Below are 18,910 nucleotides of genomic sequence, written 5' to 3'. Positions count from 1 at the left end.
TTAATTAGAAACCAGCTAAGGCTGTCCAGATTACACTTCTCCCACCCTTCTTGCCTCTAAAATCCCAGTTGCTTGTTTGAATGAGCCTTTTTTTTCAAAAATGGGCCAAGTACCTGTAAAGACGTATTTACATTATTGAATAATCCTATACAATAATAACTAAGGGAGCGTGATCGCCATGTTAAAAAAGCTTCGTAAAAAGCTTGTTAAACAGTGGAATGATCTTTTAAGAAAAAAATCTATCGCATGATTTGCCACTCATTCCTGCCTTGGCCGTCATCCATATGCGAATTTTTTTCGGACAGCCCTTCAAAAACTTGCGGAGGGCTTCTTCCTTGTTGTAAAGTTCTTGTTAAGCATTCTTTCTTGGCTTTTATATGGTCAGGTGAATACATATTTCAATCAAAATATGAGTCGTTGTCTTTTCATGAAACGCTGTACACAGTGATACTATATTAATTTAGAAAGAAATCGTTTGCGAAAAAAAGATCAGATGATTTAAGTTTTACACATGGCAAAAACGGATAGGATATAAGATAGAGGAAGCTACAATCGGGTTGATACCAAATCTGCCATCTATTTTTTTATATACTTTTAGACATTGGTATATTTAATTCATCAAACCCCTTCCGTTTTTATGGCGGAGCTGGGTTTATTTTTACATGATGTTGAAAAACATGAAAAAATTGTTGTTTTTATATATAATGAAAAAAGCAATGCAAACAAGTGAGGAGAGATTAAAATGGTTTTTAAGGTATACTATCAAGTAACCATATCAGAGGTTCCCATCAGGGAGAATACTAAAACAATGTTTGTCGAAGGTGAATCCGTTCGTGACGTCCGTTTAAAACTAAAAAAAGAACCTTATAACGTAGAAATCGTACTACCCGTAACCGGAGCATATTTAGAATATGAAAAACAAAATGAAGATTACAAAGTATTGGAGCTATAATTTATGAAATTTGTAAAAAACGATCAAACAGCTGTATTCGCCCTGGGCGGTTTAGGCGAAATCGGTAAGAACACATATGCTGTTCAGTTTCAAGATGAAATCATCATCATTGATGCTGGAATTAAATTTCCTGAAGATGAACTTCTCGGTATTGACTATGTGATTCCAGATTACAGCTATTTAGAGAAAAATGTAGATAAAATTAAAGGTGTTTTCATTACCCATGGTCATGAAGACCATATTGGCGGGATTCCTTATTTACTTAGAAAAGTGAATGTCCCTGTATACGGCGGGAAGCTGGCACTTGGACTGCTTCGTAATAAATTGGAAGAACACGGCCTTTTACGTCAGACAACCATGATTGAAATCAGTGAAGATGAAGTGATCAAGTTCCGGAAGACGTCCGTTTCTTTCTTCCGCACAACTCACAGTATCCCTGATTCTTATGGGATCGTCGTTAAAACGCCACCTGGACAAATTGTCCATACTGGTGATTTTAAATTCGACTTCACACCAGTGGGCGAGCCTGCTAACCTGACCAAGATGGCGGAAATCGGTAAAGAAGGCGTATTGTGCTTACTCTCGGATAGCACAAATAGTGAAGTGCAGAACTTTACTATGTCCGAAAGCCGTGTCGGCGATACCATTCAAGACATTTTCCGTAAGGTTGACGGCCGGATCATTTTTGCAACGTTTGCATCGAACATCCATCGCCTTCAGCAAGTTGTGGAAGCAGCCGTGGCTAACGGACGTAAAATAGCCGTTTTTGGCCGGAGCATGGATTCAGCCATATCAATTGGACAAGATCTTGGTTATATCGTAGCGCCTAAAGATACATTTATTGATGTACAGCAATTGAATCGCATGCCTGCGAATAAAGTAACCATCCTTTGTACAGGCAGCCAAGGCGAACCAATGGCAGCGCTGTCGCGCATAGCGAATGGCACTCACCGCCAAATTCAAATCATCCCTGGTGATACTGTCGTATTTTCTTCTTCACCTATCCCAGGTAACACAATCAGTGTTTCCAGAACGATCAATCAATTATATCGTGCAGGAGCAGACGTCATTTCAGGTCCTTTGAATGACATTCATACATCGGGGCATGGAGGACAGCAGGAACAAAAGCTAATGCTTCGCTTGATAAAACCAAAATTCTTCATGCCAATCCATGGTGAATACCGTATGCAAAAACTTCATGCCCGCCATGCAGTCGATTGCGGAGTTCCGGAAGAAAATTGCTTTATCATGGATAATGGTGAAGTTCTTTCCTTAAGTGAAAACACAGCACAAATCGCTGGTAAAATCCCTTCAGGTTCGGTTTATATCGATGGAAGCGGCATCGGGGATATCGGTAATATCGTTCTCCGAGATCGTCGGATTCTTTCCGAGGAAGGTCTTGTCGTCGTCGTTGTCAGCATCAATATGAAGGAATTCAAAATCGCATCGGGTCCTGACATCATTTCACGCGGATTTGTTTATATGAGAGAATCTGGAGACCTGATCAGCGATGCTCAATCCTTGATCACCAAGCATCTAAATAAGGTGATGGATCGCAAAACTACACAATGGTCTGAAATCAAAAATGAAATTACAGACACTCTATCTCCATTCCTATATGAAAAAACTAAACGCCGTCCGATGATCCTACCAATCATCATGGAAGTGCAATAAATAATAGAAGAAGCCCAGCCATCATTTGGCTGGGCTTTTTTTGTTTGGGTTTGTAAATCTCGAACGTTGAATTCACTCCAGGCACTCGCTTTCCACGGGCTTCCGGGAGCCTCCTCGGCGCCTGTGGGGTCTCACCTTGGCCGCGGTACTCCGCAGGAGTCTAGAGAACACTCGCACCAATCAACTTTGTTTTAACAGTAGATAGAACTCTTTTTGCCTACAGTCTTTTTTATTTTATAAAAGGAGTATTAAAACTTGTGGTGATAAGGATGCTTGAATAGATTTTCTATCCCATCTTAATGGAAAGCTTCCGAAAGTAAACTGATAAGAAGCATGTATTTGTTGATTCCACACTGTGGAAAGCCAGTGCCGGAAACACGAGCCTATCAGTACGCCTTCAAGAAGAAATAAACCAAAATAGAGAGTATAAATCATCCAAACCCATTTGTACGACTTGTTCACTTTTATCACAGTGTACAGAAAGTAAAGATCATTATGTCGATGTAAAATCTATATATGCGAAACGCAAAGAAACAATATTGCGTGTAATTGCAGATGTAAAAGAAAAGAATGGTTTTCGTAGGACTACTTAAGGGAATTAAAAAATTGTCATGCAGGCTATTTCTCTATAACTACTTCAAATCCAATTTAAAAAACAAAAAAGTTTCGGAATGAGACCATTCCGAAACCTTTTTGTTTTCCTTTGATAAAAGCGCTGCTCGATTTTAGCAGGACGCTTGCTTATTCCACAATTTTTTTTTCAAAGCGATTGATGTCCGAATCCGCGCCGATGACGATCAATATATCACCCTTATGAATTAAATCGCTCGCCTGCGGGGAGACATTTATTTCGTTCCCTCTTTTGATCGCGACGATATTCAGCCCATAGTGAGCACGGATATCAAGGTCAAATATCGAGTTTCCATTCATCTTTTGGCTGGCAACAATTTCGACGATGGAGTGTTCATCAGAAAGCTCCAAATAATCGAGAATATTATTGGAGACGATATTATGGGCAATCCTTCTTCCCATATCTCGTTCGGGATGCACGACAAAATCGGCCCCGATTTTCCGGAGAACCTTCTCATGATAATCATTTTGCGCTTTAACCGTTACATTTCCGACACCCAATTCCTTAAGCATGAGGGTCGTCAATATACTAGCTTGAATATTCTCGCCAATCGCTACAATGACGTGATCAAAATTACGAATACCTATGTTTCTCAGCACATTTTCATCCGTAGTATCCCCTACAACGGCATGTGAAGCTATCCTGGCAAATTCATTCACTCGATCTTCGTCAGCATCGATGGCCAGAACCCCTAATCCTTCTTCAGCTAATGTCCTGACTATGCTGCCTCCAAAACGGCCAAGTCCAATCACCGCAAATTCTTTTTTCACAATAAGCCCTCCAACGTGATTCGTTCTCTCTTTAGAGCATGTTCTGTACTGAAAAGCATTTTTACGCTTCGCTTCCTTTAAACGTTATATATTCCGTCAAGTGATTGATCGCGAGTTCAATCGCTTTTTCATCAGGACTTAACTTGGCGTGGTGCAATCCGTATTCCGATGAAACCCCCAGCCAGAACATGAATCCTGGAATCTCCTTTAACATATATCCAAAATCTTCACCGGTCATCGCTTCAGTACAACAATGCAAATGGACAGCGTTTGACTTCTCTGTAAATTCCATGAATTCCCTGGTCAACCGTTCTTCATTATATACCTGGTGATACATCGCTCCATAGTCGATATCAGCCAAGCACTCATATCCCACTTGTATACCATCCACAAGCGCTTTTATTCTTGACTTGACCTTTACCATTGATTCGGGGTTAAGGGTGCGTATTGTGCCTTCTAACCGTGCTGTCTCCGCAATAATGTTTTGAACGGTGCCTCCAGTAATCTTCCCAACTGTAATGACAGCTGAATCAAGTGGATTGACATTCCTTGAAACGATTGTTTGCAGCTGCCCTACAAGCGAGCAGGCCGCAATGACCATGTCATTTGTTTCATGCGGATAGGCTGCATGCCCCCCTTTCCCCCTCAAATCGATGAATAATTCAGATGTATTGGCAAATAGAAGCCCTTCTTTTACGGCAATCGTACCAACTGGATACTCTGGAGCAATATGTAAAGCAAGGATCATGTCCGGCTTCCATTTTTTCATCGTTTCCGATTTAAGCATTGGTTCAGCTCCTCCAGGCCCCTCTTCTGCAGGCTGGAAAATGAATAGCAAGTCATCATCAATCGGATTTTCAGTGAAATATGTCAATAACCCCAAACCTATGCTCATATGAAAATCATGACCGCAGGCATGCATATATTCCTCGTGGTTGGATGTGAACGGCAACCCGGTTTCCTCTTTTATCGGCAGACCGTCAATATCAGCCCGGTAGCCAATAGTTTTTCGCGGATTCCTTCCCTTCACTTTCACGAATATCCCAGTCCGCCAAGTTTCGATTTCCATTCGCTCCTGGGCAAGGTTCGTTATGTAATTCAGTAGGTATTGCTGCGTCTTGAATTCCTTGAATCCTATCTCCGGTATTTGATGCAAATCACGCCGGATCTCGGCAAAAGGATTTATTTTCACGTTATTCCCTCCCTATACAGAAAGCGTGGATATAGTTATCCACGCTTCAGGCAATATTCACTAAAGAAATTAAAGTTGACGAAGTTCTTGCATGATTTCTGTTTTTGATTTTGTTTTTTCGTCAATTTGTTTAATGACCCTCGCCGGGATACCAGCAGCCACGGAATATGGAGGAACGTCTTTCGTTACAACTGCACCAGCAGCCACAACGGAACCTTCACCGATTTTGACACCTTCCAGTACGACCGCATTGGCTCCGATTAACACATCATCTTCCAAAATGACCGGTTGTGCGGAAGGCGGCTCGATCACACCTGCTAAAACGGCACCTGCACCTACGTGACAGTTTTTGCCCACTGTTGCACGTCCGCCCAGTATTGCGTTCATGTCGATCATTGTACCTTCACCGATAACAGAACCAATATTGATTGATGCACCCATCATGATGACTGCGTTGTCTCCAATGGATACTTGGTCACGGATTATTGCACCAGGCTCGATACGGGCTTTGATGCCTTTTAGGTCCAATAAAGGAATGGCAGAGTTACGACGATCATTTTCAACTACATAATCCTCGATTTTTGTTCCTGCTGCCTTGATTGCTTCTTCGACTTCAGACCACTCACCGAATACAACCCCTGTATTTCCTGTAATGAAAGTTTTAGAAGCTGGACCAAAATCCATGCCTTCTAAATCGCCTTTCACATATACCTTTACAGGTGTAGATTTTTTACTATTTGAGATAAAAGAAATAATTTCGTGTGCATCCATTTTATTCATTCCGGGTAAACCTCCTAAATATGTATCATTACTCGTTTTAAATTTACCAGACAACAGCCGGCAAGACAAGTTGAATGTCACTCTTATATATTATTCTGCCCTATTGACATTTTCGTAGGCGGACCTATAACATTCCTTGGTCACGAATATGCTCTTTCACCACTTCCGTGAATGCCTGGACTTGCTTTAACTGAAAGGCAGATTCATAGCCGCAAAGCCATGTATCACGTTCGATTGAGTGGTTATGCCCATCCAGTAGAGGGATTTTAAAAACATTCGTATCTTTATCATGTAAAGTGATGGCTGGCAGGATCGCATATCCTATACCATTAAACACCATTTGTTTGCATGTTTCGATTTGATCCACGACTATGGTGTTTTTTGGTGTCGTTTTAAATTGCCGATGCCACCAGTCCTGGATTTCCTGGTAATAATTAGAATCGCTTTTAAACTGAATGAATGGCCGGTCCGTTTCGAACACTTGATTCAGTTCCTTCATTTCAGTATCCACCAAATAAAGCATATCCGTGAATAAATGCTGTTTTACCCCTTTCCAATCCGGGGCTCCCCTTATGATGCCAATATGCACTTGCCCTTCATACAAAGACTTTAAAATCTCACTGCTCCAGCCAGTGATCAAGGAAATTTTGGCATACGGGTATTTTTGGACGAACTTTTTCAATACTTGCGGCAGCCAATTTTGACCGACAATCGAGGCGCAGGCTATCTTCAAGGTCCCATATACTTCATGGTCCATAGCTTGGATACTTTCCTTGACCTTTTCTTCTTTTTCTATGACTTCATTGGCCAAACGAATTACCGCTTCGCCTGCTGGCGTCAGTGACAGCCCTTTTTGTGAACGCAAAAACAGTTTCGAGCCCCAATCCTTTTCTATTGATTGTAAACGCTGAGATAAAGCAGGCTGGGAAACGAACAGCCGCTCAGCCGCTTTTCTCATATTCATTTCCTGAGCAAGCACGGATAATAAATGAAATTCTGAAAATGACATACACACCAACCTCTTGATAATCAAATCTTATCATGATGAATTAATTTATTTAAATTTTATTATCAACAAAGTCGGCTTATAATACAAGTGAAAAGAAACGGAGTGGATATCCTTTGACGATCATTTTATTGCTTGTCATCAGTTTTGCAGCATCCTTTGTCGGCACATTGGCCGGGAGTGGCGGTCTTATCGGCATGCCATCCCTTTTGTTGATAGGTTTACCCATCCACCAGGTTATTGGTTCAGTCAAGTTTTCCAATATGTTTTCTTCTTTTTCCAGTTTTTATATTTTATTCAAGCAGAAACAGTTAAAACTGAAGGATGCCCTCCAGTTAATCCCATTTGCCCTTTTCGGTGGCTTCTTTGGCGGGCTGCTTGCTAATTCATTCTCTGAAAAGGCGATGAATCTATTGGCCATCTGTCTTTTGACTGTCGCTTTGATCATGAATTTCATAAAAAAACCGAAACCTTCCGGTGAAGCGGATTGGCATCTCCCAAAAAAGGTTTACCCATCCCTATTCGGAATCAGTGTTTATGACGGTATGTTCGGACCGGGACAGGCAACCATGCTCATGTATACCTTTTTAAGAAATGGGGCCACCTACCTTCAATCCCTGGCTTTTACTAGATTCCAAACTTTCATTAGCTGTACAGCTGCATTCATCACCTATTTCCTTGCCGGTAACATTGCCTGGGAGATCGCCATTTATTACACGATAGGTTCCCTGATCGGATCACAGCTGGCCCTGCGGGTGGCTCAAAAAATCTCCACTCGACAATTGAAATTCATTTTACATTCGGTCACGATCGCATTATTGATTCAATTGATCATCAGAGTCGCGTTTCCTTAAAAAAAGGCAAACTCCATTTAAAGAGTCTGCCTTTTTTTTCCTATGCCTTCTTATTTTTTCTTAATCTCGTAAGTAACAGGAAGCTGATTATAGAGAAGACTAGAACAATGAGATAAATCGTCTGCAGTGACAATGTAAGTCCTTCCTGTAAAACCTTCACCACATTTTCAGGAAGCGACATGCGTTCTTCACTGTTCAACAGTTTGTTAGCCGTATTTATCGTCACTCCCGAGCCGGAAGGCGCATGCTCGTTCAAATAGGCTTGAAGTCTCATATTCATGATTCCTCCAAGCAATGCGGCACCTACCGTATTACCTAAATTACGCATAAACATATTGGAAGCTGTCGCAATGCCCCTGCGTTCCCAGCTAACTGTTTTTTGAATGACGACAATGAATGAGGTAGAAGTCAACCCCATGCCTACACCGACAAAGAATGATCCCATGGCAGCAATCAGTGGCCCGGCCTCCGGCTTCATCCATACTAGGATCAAACTCCCAAGGACCAATGAGCACCCTCCAAGGAGGGAGGTTGATTTGAATCCTATTTTCATCAATAACCTGCCTGAGATCATTGATGCGATCGGCCAGCCAATCGACATGGCTGTCAATGTAAAACCAGCTACCGTGGGTGAGCGCTCCATCACGCCCTGAACGAATGTCGGGAGGAAACTTGATAATCCAATCATCATCACCCCTGTCGTCAGGGATACAAGGTTCGCAATCAGAATCGAACGCTCCTGCCAAATTTCAAATGGCATCATCGGTTCGGCCGCTTTCTTTTCCTGAAGGATGAATAAGATGAAGGTGATGATGGCCACTAATGCCAAGGAAATGACCGGAGCTGAAGCCCATGACCATTTCACTCCTCCTTCTACGAGTATCACCATGAGAGTGGATATGGATAACGTCAATAGCGCTGCACCCAGGTAATCGATATCACGTTTTTTCTTTTCGATTTTTTCATGAAGGAAAATCCAAATCCCAATAAAAGATAATAAGCCCAAAGGAACATTAACCCAAAAGACAAGCTTCCATGTCAGGGATTCAACGAGCACGCCGCCCAAAGCGGGTCCCATGACCGCTGAAATGCCCCAAACGCTCGATAGATACCCTTGAACGCGGGCCCTCTCTTCATTTTTATAAATATCACCAACAATCGTCGAAGCTACAGGAGCTACAGCTCCCGCCCCGAATCCTTGTACAAAGCGATAAATGATGAGTTCCGTCATGGAATCGGCAAAGCCGCAAAGAATGGAGCCAATTAAAAAGACAACGATTCCAAACAATAAGACAGGTTTTCTTCCGAGAATATCCGATAGCTTACCATAAATCAAGACTGTTACGGCGTTCATTAGCAAATAACTTGAAAACACCCAGCTGTAAAGTGAAAAACCACCTAAATCACTTACAATGGCTGGCATTGCCGTCGAAACGATCGTTCCTTCAATAGCATTCATAAACATAGCCAACATGATGGCAGCTAGTATGAAGGGACGTTTCAATTTTTTATTCTGCACTTTTGCACTATCCACTGCTTGGCCCAATTCCCGCATCCTCCCCTTAGACCTTAATTGTTTTTATAGACTTTACCACTAGCTGGTTAGAATATGTAAAAAAACAAGAAAACTCGCCAACTGGCGAGTCTTGAGGTTAACCATCATTTTATGCCTTGCTTATTTATCAGGTGTATTTTGTTTAAATACCTTTTTCATGATTGCCCTTCTCGTTAAGATACCTTCAAATACATGTTCGTCATTCTCTACACAGACAAACGGATGATCAATCAACAATTCCACACCCTTGGTCAATGTATCTTCAATATGCAGGCGAGGTATTTCTATATTCATTATTTCGGAAACTTTTTTATTCTCAAGATTATCAAATTCAATTCGCTCCAGTCCCAAGATTGAATCAAGAATGACTGGTGTGCTAATTAAACCATGCAGTTTATACATCGGATCTAACACAGGAATGGCCGTATAACCGCTCTTTGTTAATACCAATAGTGCATGTTCTAAATTATTGGTTACCTGCACGTGGGCCACGCGTTCAGAAGAAATCATTAAGTCTTTAACGCTGGTTTCCAATAAATCCCCATCATGAGTACCGATCATGTTAAAACCCCTTACCATATGTTTTTATATACAGCTCTTTCTATAGTTTAACATATGTAAGCGGAAAAGGCTCATTCCTAGACCAATAAAATCCCAATCGGCGGGATTTCCGCAATAGACCCTTAGCCCTTACTAGTTTTGATGTTAACCTGTTTAAAACCGCATTCCGGGCATTGGTAAATCACATTTTGGTTGGATTGTGCGGTTAATACATTTTCCATTTCCCTTTCCTCACCGCATGCCGGGCATATTACCATTGGATTTTTCATTTACATCCCTCCAATTAATAAGATGTCGTAAAAATCACTACTTCATTCAAGTAAAAATTGACCGGTTAAAAATAAAAAAGCCGCTTCCAATGGAAGGCGGCTTTTTGTGATTTTTTTAAGATTGAAGAAGATCAAAGATTTCAATGGTAATCATATCAATATTATCGAATTGATATTTAGATGATTTCCCTTTATCACTGTATACTTCAAGCTCGAACATTTCTGTTTTGCTGAAATATGTAACCTGGCACTTTTTCACACCATCTATTTCAAAAAAACGTTGAGCAGATTCAGATTCCTTCGCTTGCTCTTGAAGACTTTTCAATCTGGTAAGGATGCCCTGTAATTGAGACATACTCCCTCTCCTTTCTGAATAAAACCTTTTCGATAGGTTTCACTATACCATACTTTTCTATCCAGTAGCCACGCTGAAATAAATTCAGAATAATTTAAAACTTCATTCTTTACATGGCACTATTAACAGAATAAAATAAGGAATGGATTTTGTACATGAAAAATTTTCTGGGGGTAGATTCTGTTGCAAAACATTAGTGAGCTTGGATATCGCATTTCATTGATTGATGGTTTTGATTTGGATAGAAGAAATCGTACAGGAACATATGTAATTGCCGATGAAGACATCACCTTAGTCGAAACTTCTGCCAGCCCTTCCATCCCCCACTTAATGAAGGGGCTCGAACATTTGGGTATCGCCCTCGAAGATATTACATATATCATTCTTACCCATATTCATTTGGACCATGCAGGCGGAGCTGGACTTTTTTTACAACATTGTCCGAATGCGAAAGTGATCGTCCACCCAAAAGGCGCACGGCATCTAGAAGATCCAACACGTTTGATCGCTGGGGCTAAAGCGGTCTATGGTGAAGAATTCAACAAGCTATTCAATCCGATATTACCTATTCCAATAGATAGAATCCTGACTAAACATGATAGGGAATCGCTAAAAACAAGTGAAAATTCCAAGTTGACCTTTTATGACACGCCAGGACACGCTAACCATCATTTAAGCATTTTCGATTCAGTTTCAAAAGGGATGTTTTCAGGTGACACCGTAGGCATCTATTATCGTGAACTCGATGAAGAAGGTTTGGAATTTTACTTACCGTCCACATCGCCAAACCAATTTAATCCCGATGCGATGCTTGCTGCAGCGGAATTGTATGAAAGCATCGGCGTCGAACGTATATATTTTGGTCATTACGGGGTATCGGAAAATCCTAAGGAAGTCTATAAACAACTTCATTACTGGCTGCCTAAATTCGTGGAGACTGCCAAATCGGCATATAGGGAATATGCTGGCTTCGAGGAACAAGTGGCAGCTACCAGTAAAAATATTTTCACGGAGGTCGCTGTTCATTTAAGCGAAAAGGGAATCACCGCTGATCATCCTGTTTTTGATATCATTGCCATGGACCTTAACGTTTGTTCCATGGGATTGATAGACTACCTGATAAAACAGGATAAAGATCGGTAGAATGGTCCTTAAGGTTTTTTCCTATTCAAATGTCTTGGTATTCTCTATAATGAAAAAGTAAACCTTACCTAAAGCATACATGGAGGAATGAAATGAAAGACGTTACGCTCTATACCCAACCTGATTGCCCTCCCTGCAAAATCATGAAAATGTTCTTTGATGATAATAATGTCGTATACAAAGAAAAAGATATTAAAGCGGATGGGCATGCACGAAAAGAACTAACGAATAAATATGGCGCCTATTCCACACCGACGGTCGTCATCGATGGGAAAGCCATTATTGGTTTTGAATTGGACGAAATAAAGAAAGAACTGAATATATAACAAAAAGTCCAGGGAAGGCTGTAACCTTCCCTGGACTTTTTCATTTCAGCCTCTATACCTTTCACTTTGAAGGACTTTCTTCTAAATCCCTTATTCCATTTTTTCACTTCCATACTTTACGTCCATTATCTTCCAAACCCCATTTTCCTTTTTCAAAGTAACTGATTCAACATGTTTTTCCATCGATACAGGTCCGTCCCCTGTGTCCTGGAATTCCTCTTGAACATAAATGAAGTCACCGTTTTTCCCATATATAATTTCCGTATTTTTGTCGTAGCTGAAAAATGGGATATAATATGGTGCGAAATCTGATCCAAATGCGGTATAACCGCCATCGACTTTCACTACATTCGCTTGGACGAACTTCTCGATGAAGTCATCTGTGAAATGTTTATCCAACTTCCCTTCAATCGCTTCCTTAGTACGTACTTCCTCACTGATCGAGCCTTGATTCTCCATGGCATCCTGTACTAAGGATAATACTTCCTCTCTATGTAAGCCCTCCGCTGAAGCAGTGAACCCTCCACTTAAAAATAAAAGGACGCTGGCAAGACATGCAACTAAATATTTACTCATTACAATCATCTCCTAATTATAGAATTTCTCCTAATGATTCGGATTTTTGCCCATGTCTTTCAATACCCGTCAAGATCAAAGCCAAACTACAAAAATTAATTTCTCCGTTAGACCTTGAAACCATTGCCCATTCTTCACAATAAAAAAGAAGATTTCATGATATTGAAATCTTCTTCTTACACCTATCGAAAAGCATAGTAAAAAATAAAACCGGCAACCAAAATCGTCCCAACTAAAAGAGAAACTAATATCGGGTTCTTTAAATAAGGATGTTCTTTAACTGTATCATCGATAGTCGAATCATATCTGGCTTTCACTTTCTGTGCCCTTGCCACAGAATAAGTATAAAAGAGCAGATATAACGCCATGACTGTAACGATTATGATTAGAATCCAGATGTACGTGCTCAAAATATGTCTCCTCCAAGCGCATCATTTCTGCTTATCGTTACACATTTAAAGCGATTATATTCATGAATCGTTTTTTATAACAATGCTTCATTTTCATATAAATAACTATAAGAAAGATCACAGAAAATGTATTCCTTATTATTCAGGGGATATGAAAAGGTCCGAATGGTTTCTCCCGTTTCGATATCACTGTATAAATCGGATAGTATTCCTGTTTTCCGATTACGCATCTTTACGATATTTTCGAGAAAGTAAGGTCTCCAGCTCCAATTTTTATTCATATAGCTCGGTTGGACTAACCATTGCCCGTCCTTATGGAGGATATTGGGAGATTTTTGATACCCTTCTTCATCACAAATATAAAGCCGGAAACATACGGAATCCAACTTTTTCGCCAAAACTCCGAGAAACTCTTCATGGGAGCCGGCCCGTTTATGCTGCTTTAAGAAGTTTTGCATATTCTCGTTGAATTGCAAAGTCTTTTGATAAACGGCTTCAAGCTTCTTGGTCTCTAAAGAAATGAAAGACTGACATTCTTGATGGAATTTTTCACGAAGTAAATCTTTATTAATGAACTCGCCTTCCGGTTTCGCCAAAAAATACCCTTGATAATATCGTCCCCCATTCTTCCATGCAAAGCGAAGCTGGTATTCGGACTCAATGTTTTCAAATAGTAAATTGGCGCCGATTTTTCGTGCAAGCATGCTTAGAGAAAACAGGATGACCTGATAGGCATCTCCACCTGAAATGCGAAGCTGGTCCAGGTTAACTTTTAAAATATTCGGAGAAATCTGTGCGATTCGGTCCAATTGCGTATCTTCCCCTAAATGATCTAAAGCTATCTTAATCCCATATGTTTTAAAGTAAGCAAGCACATGCTGCAAAGGATCTAAGTTTTCCGGACTGATCGTGTCTGATAATTCCAGCACGATCCGGTGCATTTCCTCCGGTTGAAAATGACGATGTAATATCTCCATGAATTCTTCGCCATGATCCAGCATAAGCAAATTAGGATCTCTGTTGATAAAGATAAGAAAATCTTCACCATAGTCTTTTATTCTCTCCAAGGCAATTTCAAGTACGTAATTATCCACTTCCACCCTATACTCTTCCGGCACTGCAGAATCGTGAAAAAAAGGGCCAAGACTTTTATATTCCGCCTGTTCCTCATAGCGCCCTAGAATTTCATACCCGATTACCTGATGTTGATCTGCACTGAAAATCGGTTGAAAGAATGGTGTCACCTTGTCTAAATTCTTTAATATCTTTTCTGTATCCATGATGCATCTTCCCCCTAATTACGAAAACACCAATATGCCAAAATTATACCATTAGTTTCCGGCATTGATAATAAATAATTTTAATTCCTACTGAACAACTCTTTTTTCAGAACATTAAAATACCCGTTCATCCTATCGTTTTGAAAAGAAATCATTGAAAAGGCATTGTCCATAAATGGAACAATGCCTACCGTTTCTATGGTTTGTACAATGAAAGCCGATTTCCTCTCCAGGCACTCGCTTTCCGCGGGCGGTCCGGGAGCCACCTCGGCGTCTTTGCGCCTGCGGGGTCTCCCCTGGCCTCGCTTTTCCCGCAGGAGTCTCGTACCTTCCGTTCCAATCAACTTTGTTTAACTTTTAGATAGAACCCTTTGCCTAAAGTCTTCATGGTTTTAAATAGAATTAATAAAACTTGATGTGATGAGGATGCATATCTGTGTCATCATCAAGATATAAAACCTATATATGCTAACGTAAAGAAACAATTGAACTTGTATCCGCAGATGCAAAAGAAAAGCATGGTATGCATTGAATACTTTAAGGGGACTTGAAAAATTGTCGATTGCTGCGATGCTTACTTTCGCTGCGATTAATTCAAAGAAACCGAAGGCATTGTCCATATATGGAACAATGCCTTCAGTCTGATCAAAAAGGGAAGAACCACGGAATTGTGATCACCATGATAACACCAATGAAGATCTGTATGGATATCCCGATCATGATAAAATCTTTATGCTTGTAATCACCCGCAGTCATGACAAGCGCGTTGGTAGTGGCAACCCTTGGAGTGGATAACGCCAAACTTCCAGCAACGGCAAGGCATAGAAACACAGGAAGCGGATCGATTCCTTGATTCACCGCAGATGTCAGGGCAATGGGCGTCATGATTACCGTCGCGGCTCCATATGGGATGAATTGGCTCAGTATCAGTGTCAGGAGGTAAAAGACCGCCAATATGCCGTGTGCCCCGATATTACTGAATAAAACGGCCAGCCAATCACTTATCATTCTCACTCCACCCGTATTATCCAAAGCAGCCGTTATTCCGAACATGGCAGCAATCAAGAGAACAGGTTCCCAGTTAATCTTTTGGTAAGCATCCTCCATCGAACGGACACAGCCAGTGATCACCATCAACAATGCTGCAGTCAGTACCGATAATACAGCAGGGACGGACTCCATCGATAAAAGAATGACCATCAATGCAGTGATTCCCAAAGCGATCCATGCTTTCCCCCTGGAGTTGACCGGAGAGCCATCTTCTGAAGTACTTCCAATAACGATGACATCCTGTAAATCCGAGGAAATCCTCTCAATGTTCTCCCATTCTCCATGTATCAGGATTGCATCTCCCGGTTTCAAGCGTTCCGTTCCGACATCCGCTTGAATATATTCGCCATTCCGATTGATTGCCAGCACATTACATTGGTATTTCTCGCGAAAATGCACATCTATCAAGGTTTGATTTTCATAATCCGAATTCGGGACGATCAATATTTCTGTCAATCCAAATCTACTGCTAAGAAAATGTTTCTTTATTTGTTCTGTATTGAAATGTTTAAACTCCAGTTCATAGTTAAGTGCCAACCTCTCGACTGCTTCTTCTTCTCCAAACACCAAAATGACATCTTCAGGATGAAGAACTTCATCCGCCCTGGCTGAAATCGTCAGCTGTCTTTGCAGCAGCGGCAATTGTTTGTCCTTTGGCTTCCGCTGGATTTCAATCAAAGTCAATTCATACTGAATAGGAAGCTGGAGGTCTGACAGCCTTTCTCCAACAATATCGGAAGTAGCGGGTATGTGCAGATAATGCAATCGGTCATACACTTTGTACATGCCGGCAAGCTCCCCTGCAGACAGTCCCTTGACACTGTTATTCGCGGCAATCGTTTTCTCGGGAAGCAACAGGCGCCCGAGTGTCAACATGAAGAATAACCCTGCTGTAAAGGCGATTAAGCCAACAGGTGTAAAGTCGAAAAATTCTAAAGTCCCTATTCCGTTTTGCCGTAATACATCAGCGACGATCATATTGGAGGGAGTACCGGTAAGTGTTAATAGCCCCCCAATACTGCTTGCATAGGCAAGGGGCAATAAATACCTTGTCGGACTTGTTTTTTGTTGTAAGGCCATGCTCATAACGAGCGGAAGCAGTATGGAAACAATTCCTGTTCCGCTTAGGAATGCACTTAATATTCCTGCAGTCAGCATGACGATAAGCAGCGATTTCCATTCACTGCCCCCACATAAACCCAACAACTTATTTCCTGCCTTTTCCACGATTCCTGAATTTAACAGGCCGGCACCGACGATAAATAGCCCAGCCAGCATGATGACCACTTGATTCGCAAACCCGGCCACCAGTTCATCCAATGTAAGAATCCCCAATAAACCCAGTATGGAAAGTGCACTAAGTGCAATTAAATCAGCTCGAAATTTTCCTTGTATAAAAAGCGCAATCGCGCATAGAAGTATAATCAGTGTAATAAACATTGGTTCGGTCATCATGTTACCTCCGTATAGATGTTCAATTTCAAACCGGATACGGTTTCATCAAACCCCAGTTTACATGTTTTTCATAGGCTTATAGAAGATATTTTCTTCAATTTATGTATATTGTTTGTTAGTATGAGGAAGTAACATTTTTATATTAGATAGGTTGATTAATTTGAATAAACCCATATCAAGAAGAACATTCTTAAAGAAAAGTCTTGGTACATTGGCTACCATAACCGGTTTAGGTATTGGCGGAAACTATTATGCCCATAATTTGGAGCCGAAATGGTTAGAAATCAAGCACAAAATCATCAGACACCCGCTTATCCCAAAAAGTTTTCATGGCATGAAAATGGTCCAATTCAGTGATACGCATTTAGGCTTTCAATTTCAGCTTAAAGATTTACAAGCAATTGTCAATAAGATAAATCAACTGGACCCTGATGTTATTTTTTTTACCGGAGATTTAATGGACCAGCCTAATAAATACAAGGCTCACCAGAAAATCCCTCTCGTTTTGAATCAGCTCAAAGCGCCGCTTGGAAAGTTCAGCATCTATGGCAACCATGATCATGGGGGATATGGCTCAGAAATTTACAGTGATATCATGGAAAAATCCCATTTTACCATGTTGCAGAATACCTCAGCTAAGATAACCTTATTAACGGCTGAAGAAATAATCATTGCCGGGGTTGATGATGCCATGCTAGGAAAGCCGGATTTTGAAAAAGCCCTTTCCGGCATCCCGGAAGAAGTGTTCACCATTATGCTTTCACATGCCCCTGATCTTGCCGACATATCAAGGACTTACGACATCCAATATCAAATAAGCGGTCACAGTCACGGAGGCCAAGTACAAATTCCGTTTGCCGGTGCCCTTGTAACTCCTCCATACGCTGAAAAGTACCGGGAAGGCACATATGAAATCGATTCATTAACGTTACATGTTAATAGAGGGCTTGGCACTACCCGTCTCCCCTATCGTTTTCTTTCACGTCCGGAGTTGACTGTTTACGAATTACAAGCCGAAAAATGATAGAAAACGAAAACAGGGGAAAACCGCCAGACTTATTAACAAAACCTGTGCGGATAAAACAACTTGTTGCCATGTTTCATTTATAATGGACTCCTATGAATTATAGCATTAGAAGTATATCGAGAAAACCAGGTCTTTTTTACCAGAATCAACGGTAATGCCATAAAGGTTATACCATACTTAAATAGCCACACAGGAAAGTGCCGATACACCCTAAAACAGACACCGTTATATAGATAAGGCTATCTATATAACGGTGTTTTCTAATAAGTTCAAGCGTTTCCATACTGAATGTCGAAAAGGTCGTAAAAGCACCCAGAAAACCTATCGTCAGAAAAACCTGCAAAGATAAAGCCCAGCTCTCTTTTTGCGGAAACACCAATCCCAGCCCAAAGGAACCTAAAAGGTTAATCAGTAAAATGCTAATGGGTATAGAGACCGCTGGCAAAAGCCTATTAAAAATAATCTGCAAGGCATATCGAGTGGCCGCCCCAAAAAAACCTCCTATAAAAACAGAAAGAAACTCAATCAAAGCGAGTCACCTCTTTGTCTATTAAAAAGGCCCAGTCCGAGGAAACCAGCGACCAAACCAAATAAAAGCGTTGCTCCAAGATACAGTCCCGCCAATGGCAGAGAAGTCTGCAGTAGATTAACCACTTCTTGGGAAAATGTGGACATCGTGGTGAAGCCGCCGCAAAACCCGCTGCCCAGCACTAAAAAAACAAGCGACTTCTTTTTCGCGGCGAAATAGCCATTGATCATTCCAAGCAAAAAGCTGCCTACTATATTTATCAATAGGGTTCCAAACGGGAAGAAGGAATGGCCAGCATTCAAGATTACGCAATAACGCAATATTGCTCCTGCCGCTCCTCCAAAACCGACTGCAAAGATGCTTTTTAATCGATCCATTTAGGTCCCCCCGAATTTTTTTCTCATAAGTAGACTCATTATAACAGATTAAGATGAAACAGGCTCTTTTCTTAAAATAAACCATACTATGTAAAGAATTTGAGAAAAGGAGGCTAATTATGCAAACACAGTATTTTC

20 protein-coding genes and 1 pseudogene are annotated in these 18,910 nt (G+C 41.0%); 7 read left to right on the top strand and 14 right to left on the bottom strand.

Annotated features, from left to right (window positions below; all coding sequences use genetic code 11):
- The first annotated feature begins 742 nt into the window (after positions 1–742).
- Complete coding sequence (locus tag ACIROD_RS14075; protein ID WP_034314070.1) at positions 743–952, top strand: DNA-dependent RNA polymerase subunit epsilon; 210 nt, start codon at positions 743–745, stop codon at positions 950–952.
- 3 nt (positions 953–955) lie between these two features.
- Entirely contained in the window at positions 956–2,626 is a 1,671-nt protein-coding gene (gene rnjA / locus ACIROD_RS14070; RefSeq protein WP_034314071.1) for a ribonuclease J1, read from the top strand.
- Between the two features lie 741 nt (positions 2,627–3,367).
- Here rnjA and ACIROD_RS14065 read toward each other — a convergent pair.
- From ACIROD_RS14065 to ACIROD_RS14050, 4 genes are all read right to left on the bottom strand, one after another.
- Positions 3,368–4,030: a potassium channel family protein gene (locus ACIROD_RS14065; protein WP_284702805.1), complete on the bottom strand. Its 663-nt coding sequence runs from the start codon at positions 4,028–4,030 to the stop codon at positions 3,368–3,370.
- Between the two features lie 58 nt (positions 4,031–4,088).
- Positions 4,089–5,213 (bottom strand): N-acetyldiaminopimelate deacetylase, encoded by a 1,125-nt coding sequence (locus tag ACIROD_RS14060; protein ID WP_101224731.1) that lies wholly within the window; start codon positions 5,211–5,213, stop codon positions 4,089–4,091.
- A 75-nt stretch (positions 5,214–5,288) separates the two neighbouring features.
- The gene (dapD, locus tag ACIROD_RS14055; RefSeq protein WP_230177595.1) at positions 5,289–5,999 is read right to left on the bottom strand and encodes a 2,3,4,5-tetrahydropyridine-2,6-dicarboxylate N-acetyltransferase; all 711 of its coding nucleotides are present in this window, start codon (positions 5,997–5,999) and stop codon (positions 5,289–5,291) included.
- Between the two features lie 124 nt (positions 6,000–6,123).
- Positions 6,124–7,008, bottom strand: coding sequence for a transcriptional regulator CcpC (locus ACIROD_RS14050; RefSeq protein WP_402941669.1), 885 nt, complete (start codon positions 7,006–7,008; stop codon positions 6,124–6,126).
- 113 nt (positions 7,009–7,121) lie between these two features.
- Between ACIROD_RS14050 and ACIROD_RS14045 the strand changes: the two genes are divergently transcribed.
- Positions 7,122–7,859, top strand: coding sequence for a sulfite exporter TauE/SafE family protein (locus ACIROD_RS14045; RefSeq protein ID WP_402941668.1), 738 nt, complete (start codon positions 7,122–7,124; stop codon positions 7,857–7,859).
- A gap of 40 nt (positions 7,860–7,899) precedes the next feature.
- Here the strand turns inward: ACIROD_RS14045 and ACIROD_RS14040 are convergent, their stop codons facing one another.
- From ACIROD_RS14040 to ACIROD_RS14025, 4 genes are all read right to left on the bottom strand, one after another.
- Positions 7,900–9,405, bottom strand: coding sequence for an MDR family MFS transporter (locus tag ACIROD_RS14040; RefSeq protein ID WP_402941666.1), 1,506 nt, complete (start codon positions 9,403–9,405; stop codon positions 7,900–7,902).
- A gap of 129 nt (positions 9,406–9,534) precedes the next feature.
- Complete coding sequence (cbpB, locus tag ACIROD_RS14035; RefSeq protein WP_402941664.1) at positions 9,535–9,975, bottom strand: cyclic-di-AMP-binding protein CbpB; 441 nt, start codon at positions 9,973–9,975, stop codon at positions 9,535–9,537.
- Positions 9,976–10,097: 122 nt separating this feature from the next.
- Positions 10,098–10,244, bottom strand: coding sequence for a hypothetical protein (locus ACIROD_RS14030; RefSeq protein ID WP_202190634.1), 147 nt, complete (start codon positions 10,242–10,244; stop codon positions 10,098–10,100).
- 115 nt (positions 10,245–10,359) lie between these two features.
- Positions 10,360–10,599, bottom strand: coding sequence for a YkuJ family protein (locus ACIROD_RS14025; RefSeq protein WP_034314086.1), 240 nt, complete (start codon positions 10,597–10,599; stop codon positions 10,360–10,362).
- 183 nt (positions 10,600–10,782) lie between these two features.
- Here ACIROD_RS14025 and ACIROD_RS14020 point away from each other — a divergent pair, with 183 nt between their 5' ends.
- Positions 10,783–11,742 carry an MBL fold metallo-hydrolase gene (locus ACIROD_RS14020; RefSeq protein ID WP_402941662.1) on the top strand — a complete coding sequence of 320 codons (960 nt, stop codon included), beginning with the start codon at positions 10,783–10,785 and terminating at the stop codon, positions 11,740–11,742.
- Positions 11,743–11,834: 92 nt separating this feature from the next.
- On the top strand, positions 11,835–12,068 hold the full coding sequence (locus ACIROD_RS14015; protein WP_061462251.1) for a glutaredoxin family protein: 234 nt from the start codon (positions 11,835–11,837) through the stop codon (positions 12,066–12,068).
- A gap of 90 nt (positions 12,069–12,158) precedes the next feature.
- Here the strand turns inward: ACIROD_RS14015 and ACIROD_RS14010 are convergent, their stop codons facing one another.
- From ACIROD_RS14010 to ACIROD_RS14000, 3 genes are all read right to left on the bottom strand, one after another.
- Positions 12,159–12,644: a DUF3993 domain-containing protein gene (locus tag ACIROD_RS14010; RefSeq protein ID WP_157831112.1), complete on the bottom strand. Its 486-nt coding sequence runs from the start codon at positions 12,642–12,644 to the stop codon at positions 12,159–12,161.
- A 182-nt stretch (positions 12,645–12,826) separates the two neighbouring features.
- The gene (locus ACIROD_RS14005) at positions 12,827–13,054 is read right to left on the bottom strand and encodes a hypothetical protein (RefSeq protein ID WP_101224523.1); all 228 of its coding nucleotides are present in this window, start codon (positions 13,052–13,054) and stop codon (positions 12,827–12,829) included.
- Between the two features lie 74 nt (positions 13,055–13,128).
- Positions 13,129–14,334: an EAL domain-containing protein gene (locus ACIROD_RS14000; RefSeq protein WP_241590442.1), complete on the bottom strand. Its 1,206-nt coding sequence runs from the start codon at positions 14,332–14,334 to the stop codon at positions 13,129–13,131.
- Positions 14,335–14,774: 440 nt separating this feature from the next.
- On the opposite strand from ACIROD_RS14000, the pseudogene ACIROD_RS13995 reads away from it, so the two are divergent.
- A pseudogene (locus ACIROD_RS13995) lies at positions 14,775–14,979 on the top strand (transposase); the annotation flags it as partial.
- Here ACIROD_RS13995 and ACIROD_RS13990 read toward each other — a convergent pair.
- Entirely contained in the window at positions 14,980–16,836 is a 1,857-nt protein-coding gene (locus ACIROD_RS13990; protein ID WP_402941659.1) for an SLC13 family permease, read from the bottom strand.
- Positions 16,837–16,999: 163 nt separating this feature from the next.
- Between ACIROD_RS13990 and ACIROD_RS13985 the strand changes: the two genes are divergently transcribed.
- Complete coding sequence (locus ACIROD_RS13985; RefSeq protein ID WP_101224520.1) at positions 17,000–17,863, top strand: metallophosphoesterase; 864 nt, start codon at positions 17,000–17,002, stop codon at positions 17,861–17,863.
- 169 nt (positions 17,864–18,032) lie between these two features.
- On the opposite strand, the gene crcB is transcribed toward ACIROD_RS13985, so the two are convergent.
- Both crcB and ACIROD_RS13975 read right to left on the bottom strand, forming a co-directional pair.
- On the bottom strand, positions 18,033–18,395 hold the full coding sequence (gene crcB, locus ACIROD_RS13980) for a fluoride efflux transporter CrcB (protein WP_402941657.1): 363 nt from the start codon (positions 18,393–18,395) through the stop codon (positions 18,033–18,035).
- Positions 18,392–18,772 (bottom strand): fluoride efflux transporter FluC, encoded by a 381-nt coding sequence (locus ACIROD_RS13975; protein ID WP_402941655.1) that lies wholly within the window; start codon positions 18,770–18,772, stop codon positions 18,392–18,394. The genes crcB and ACIROD_RS13975 overlap by 4 nt, the downstream gene beginning before the upstream one ends.
- Between the last annotated feature and the right edge of the window lie 138 nt (positions 18,773–18,910).

Source organism: Peribacillus sp. NPDC101481, from assembly GCF_044767165.1.
GTDB lineage: Bacteria > Bacillota > Bacilli > Bacillales > DSM-1321 > Peribacillus.
The sequence above is the reverse complement of the archived record's forward strand: the minus strand, read 5'-3'. Positions and strand labels throughout refer to the sequence as shown.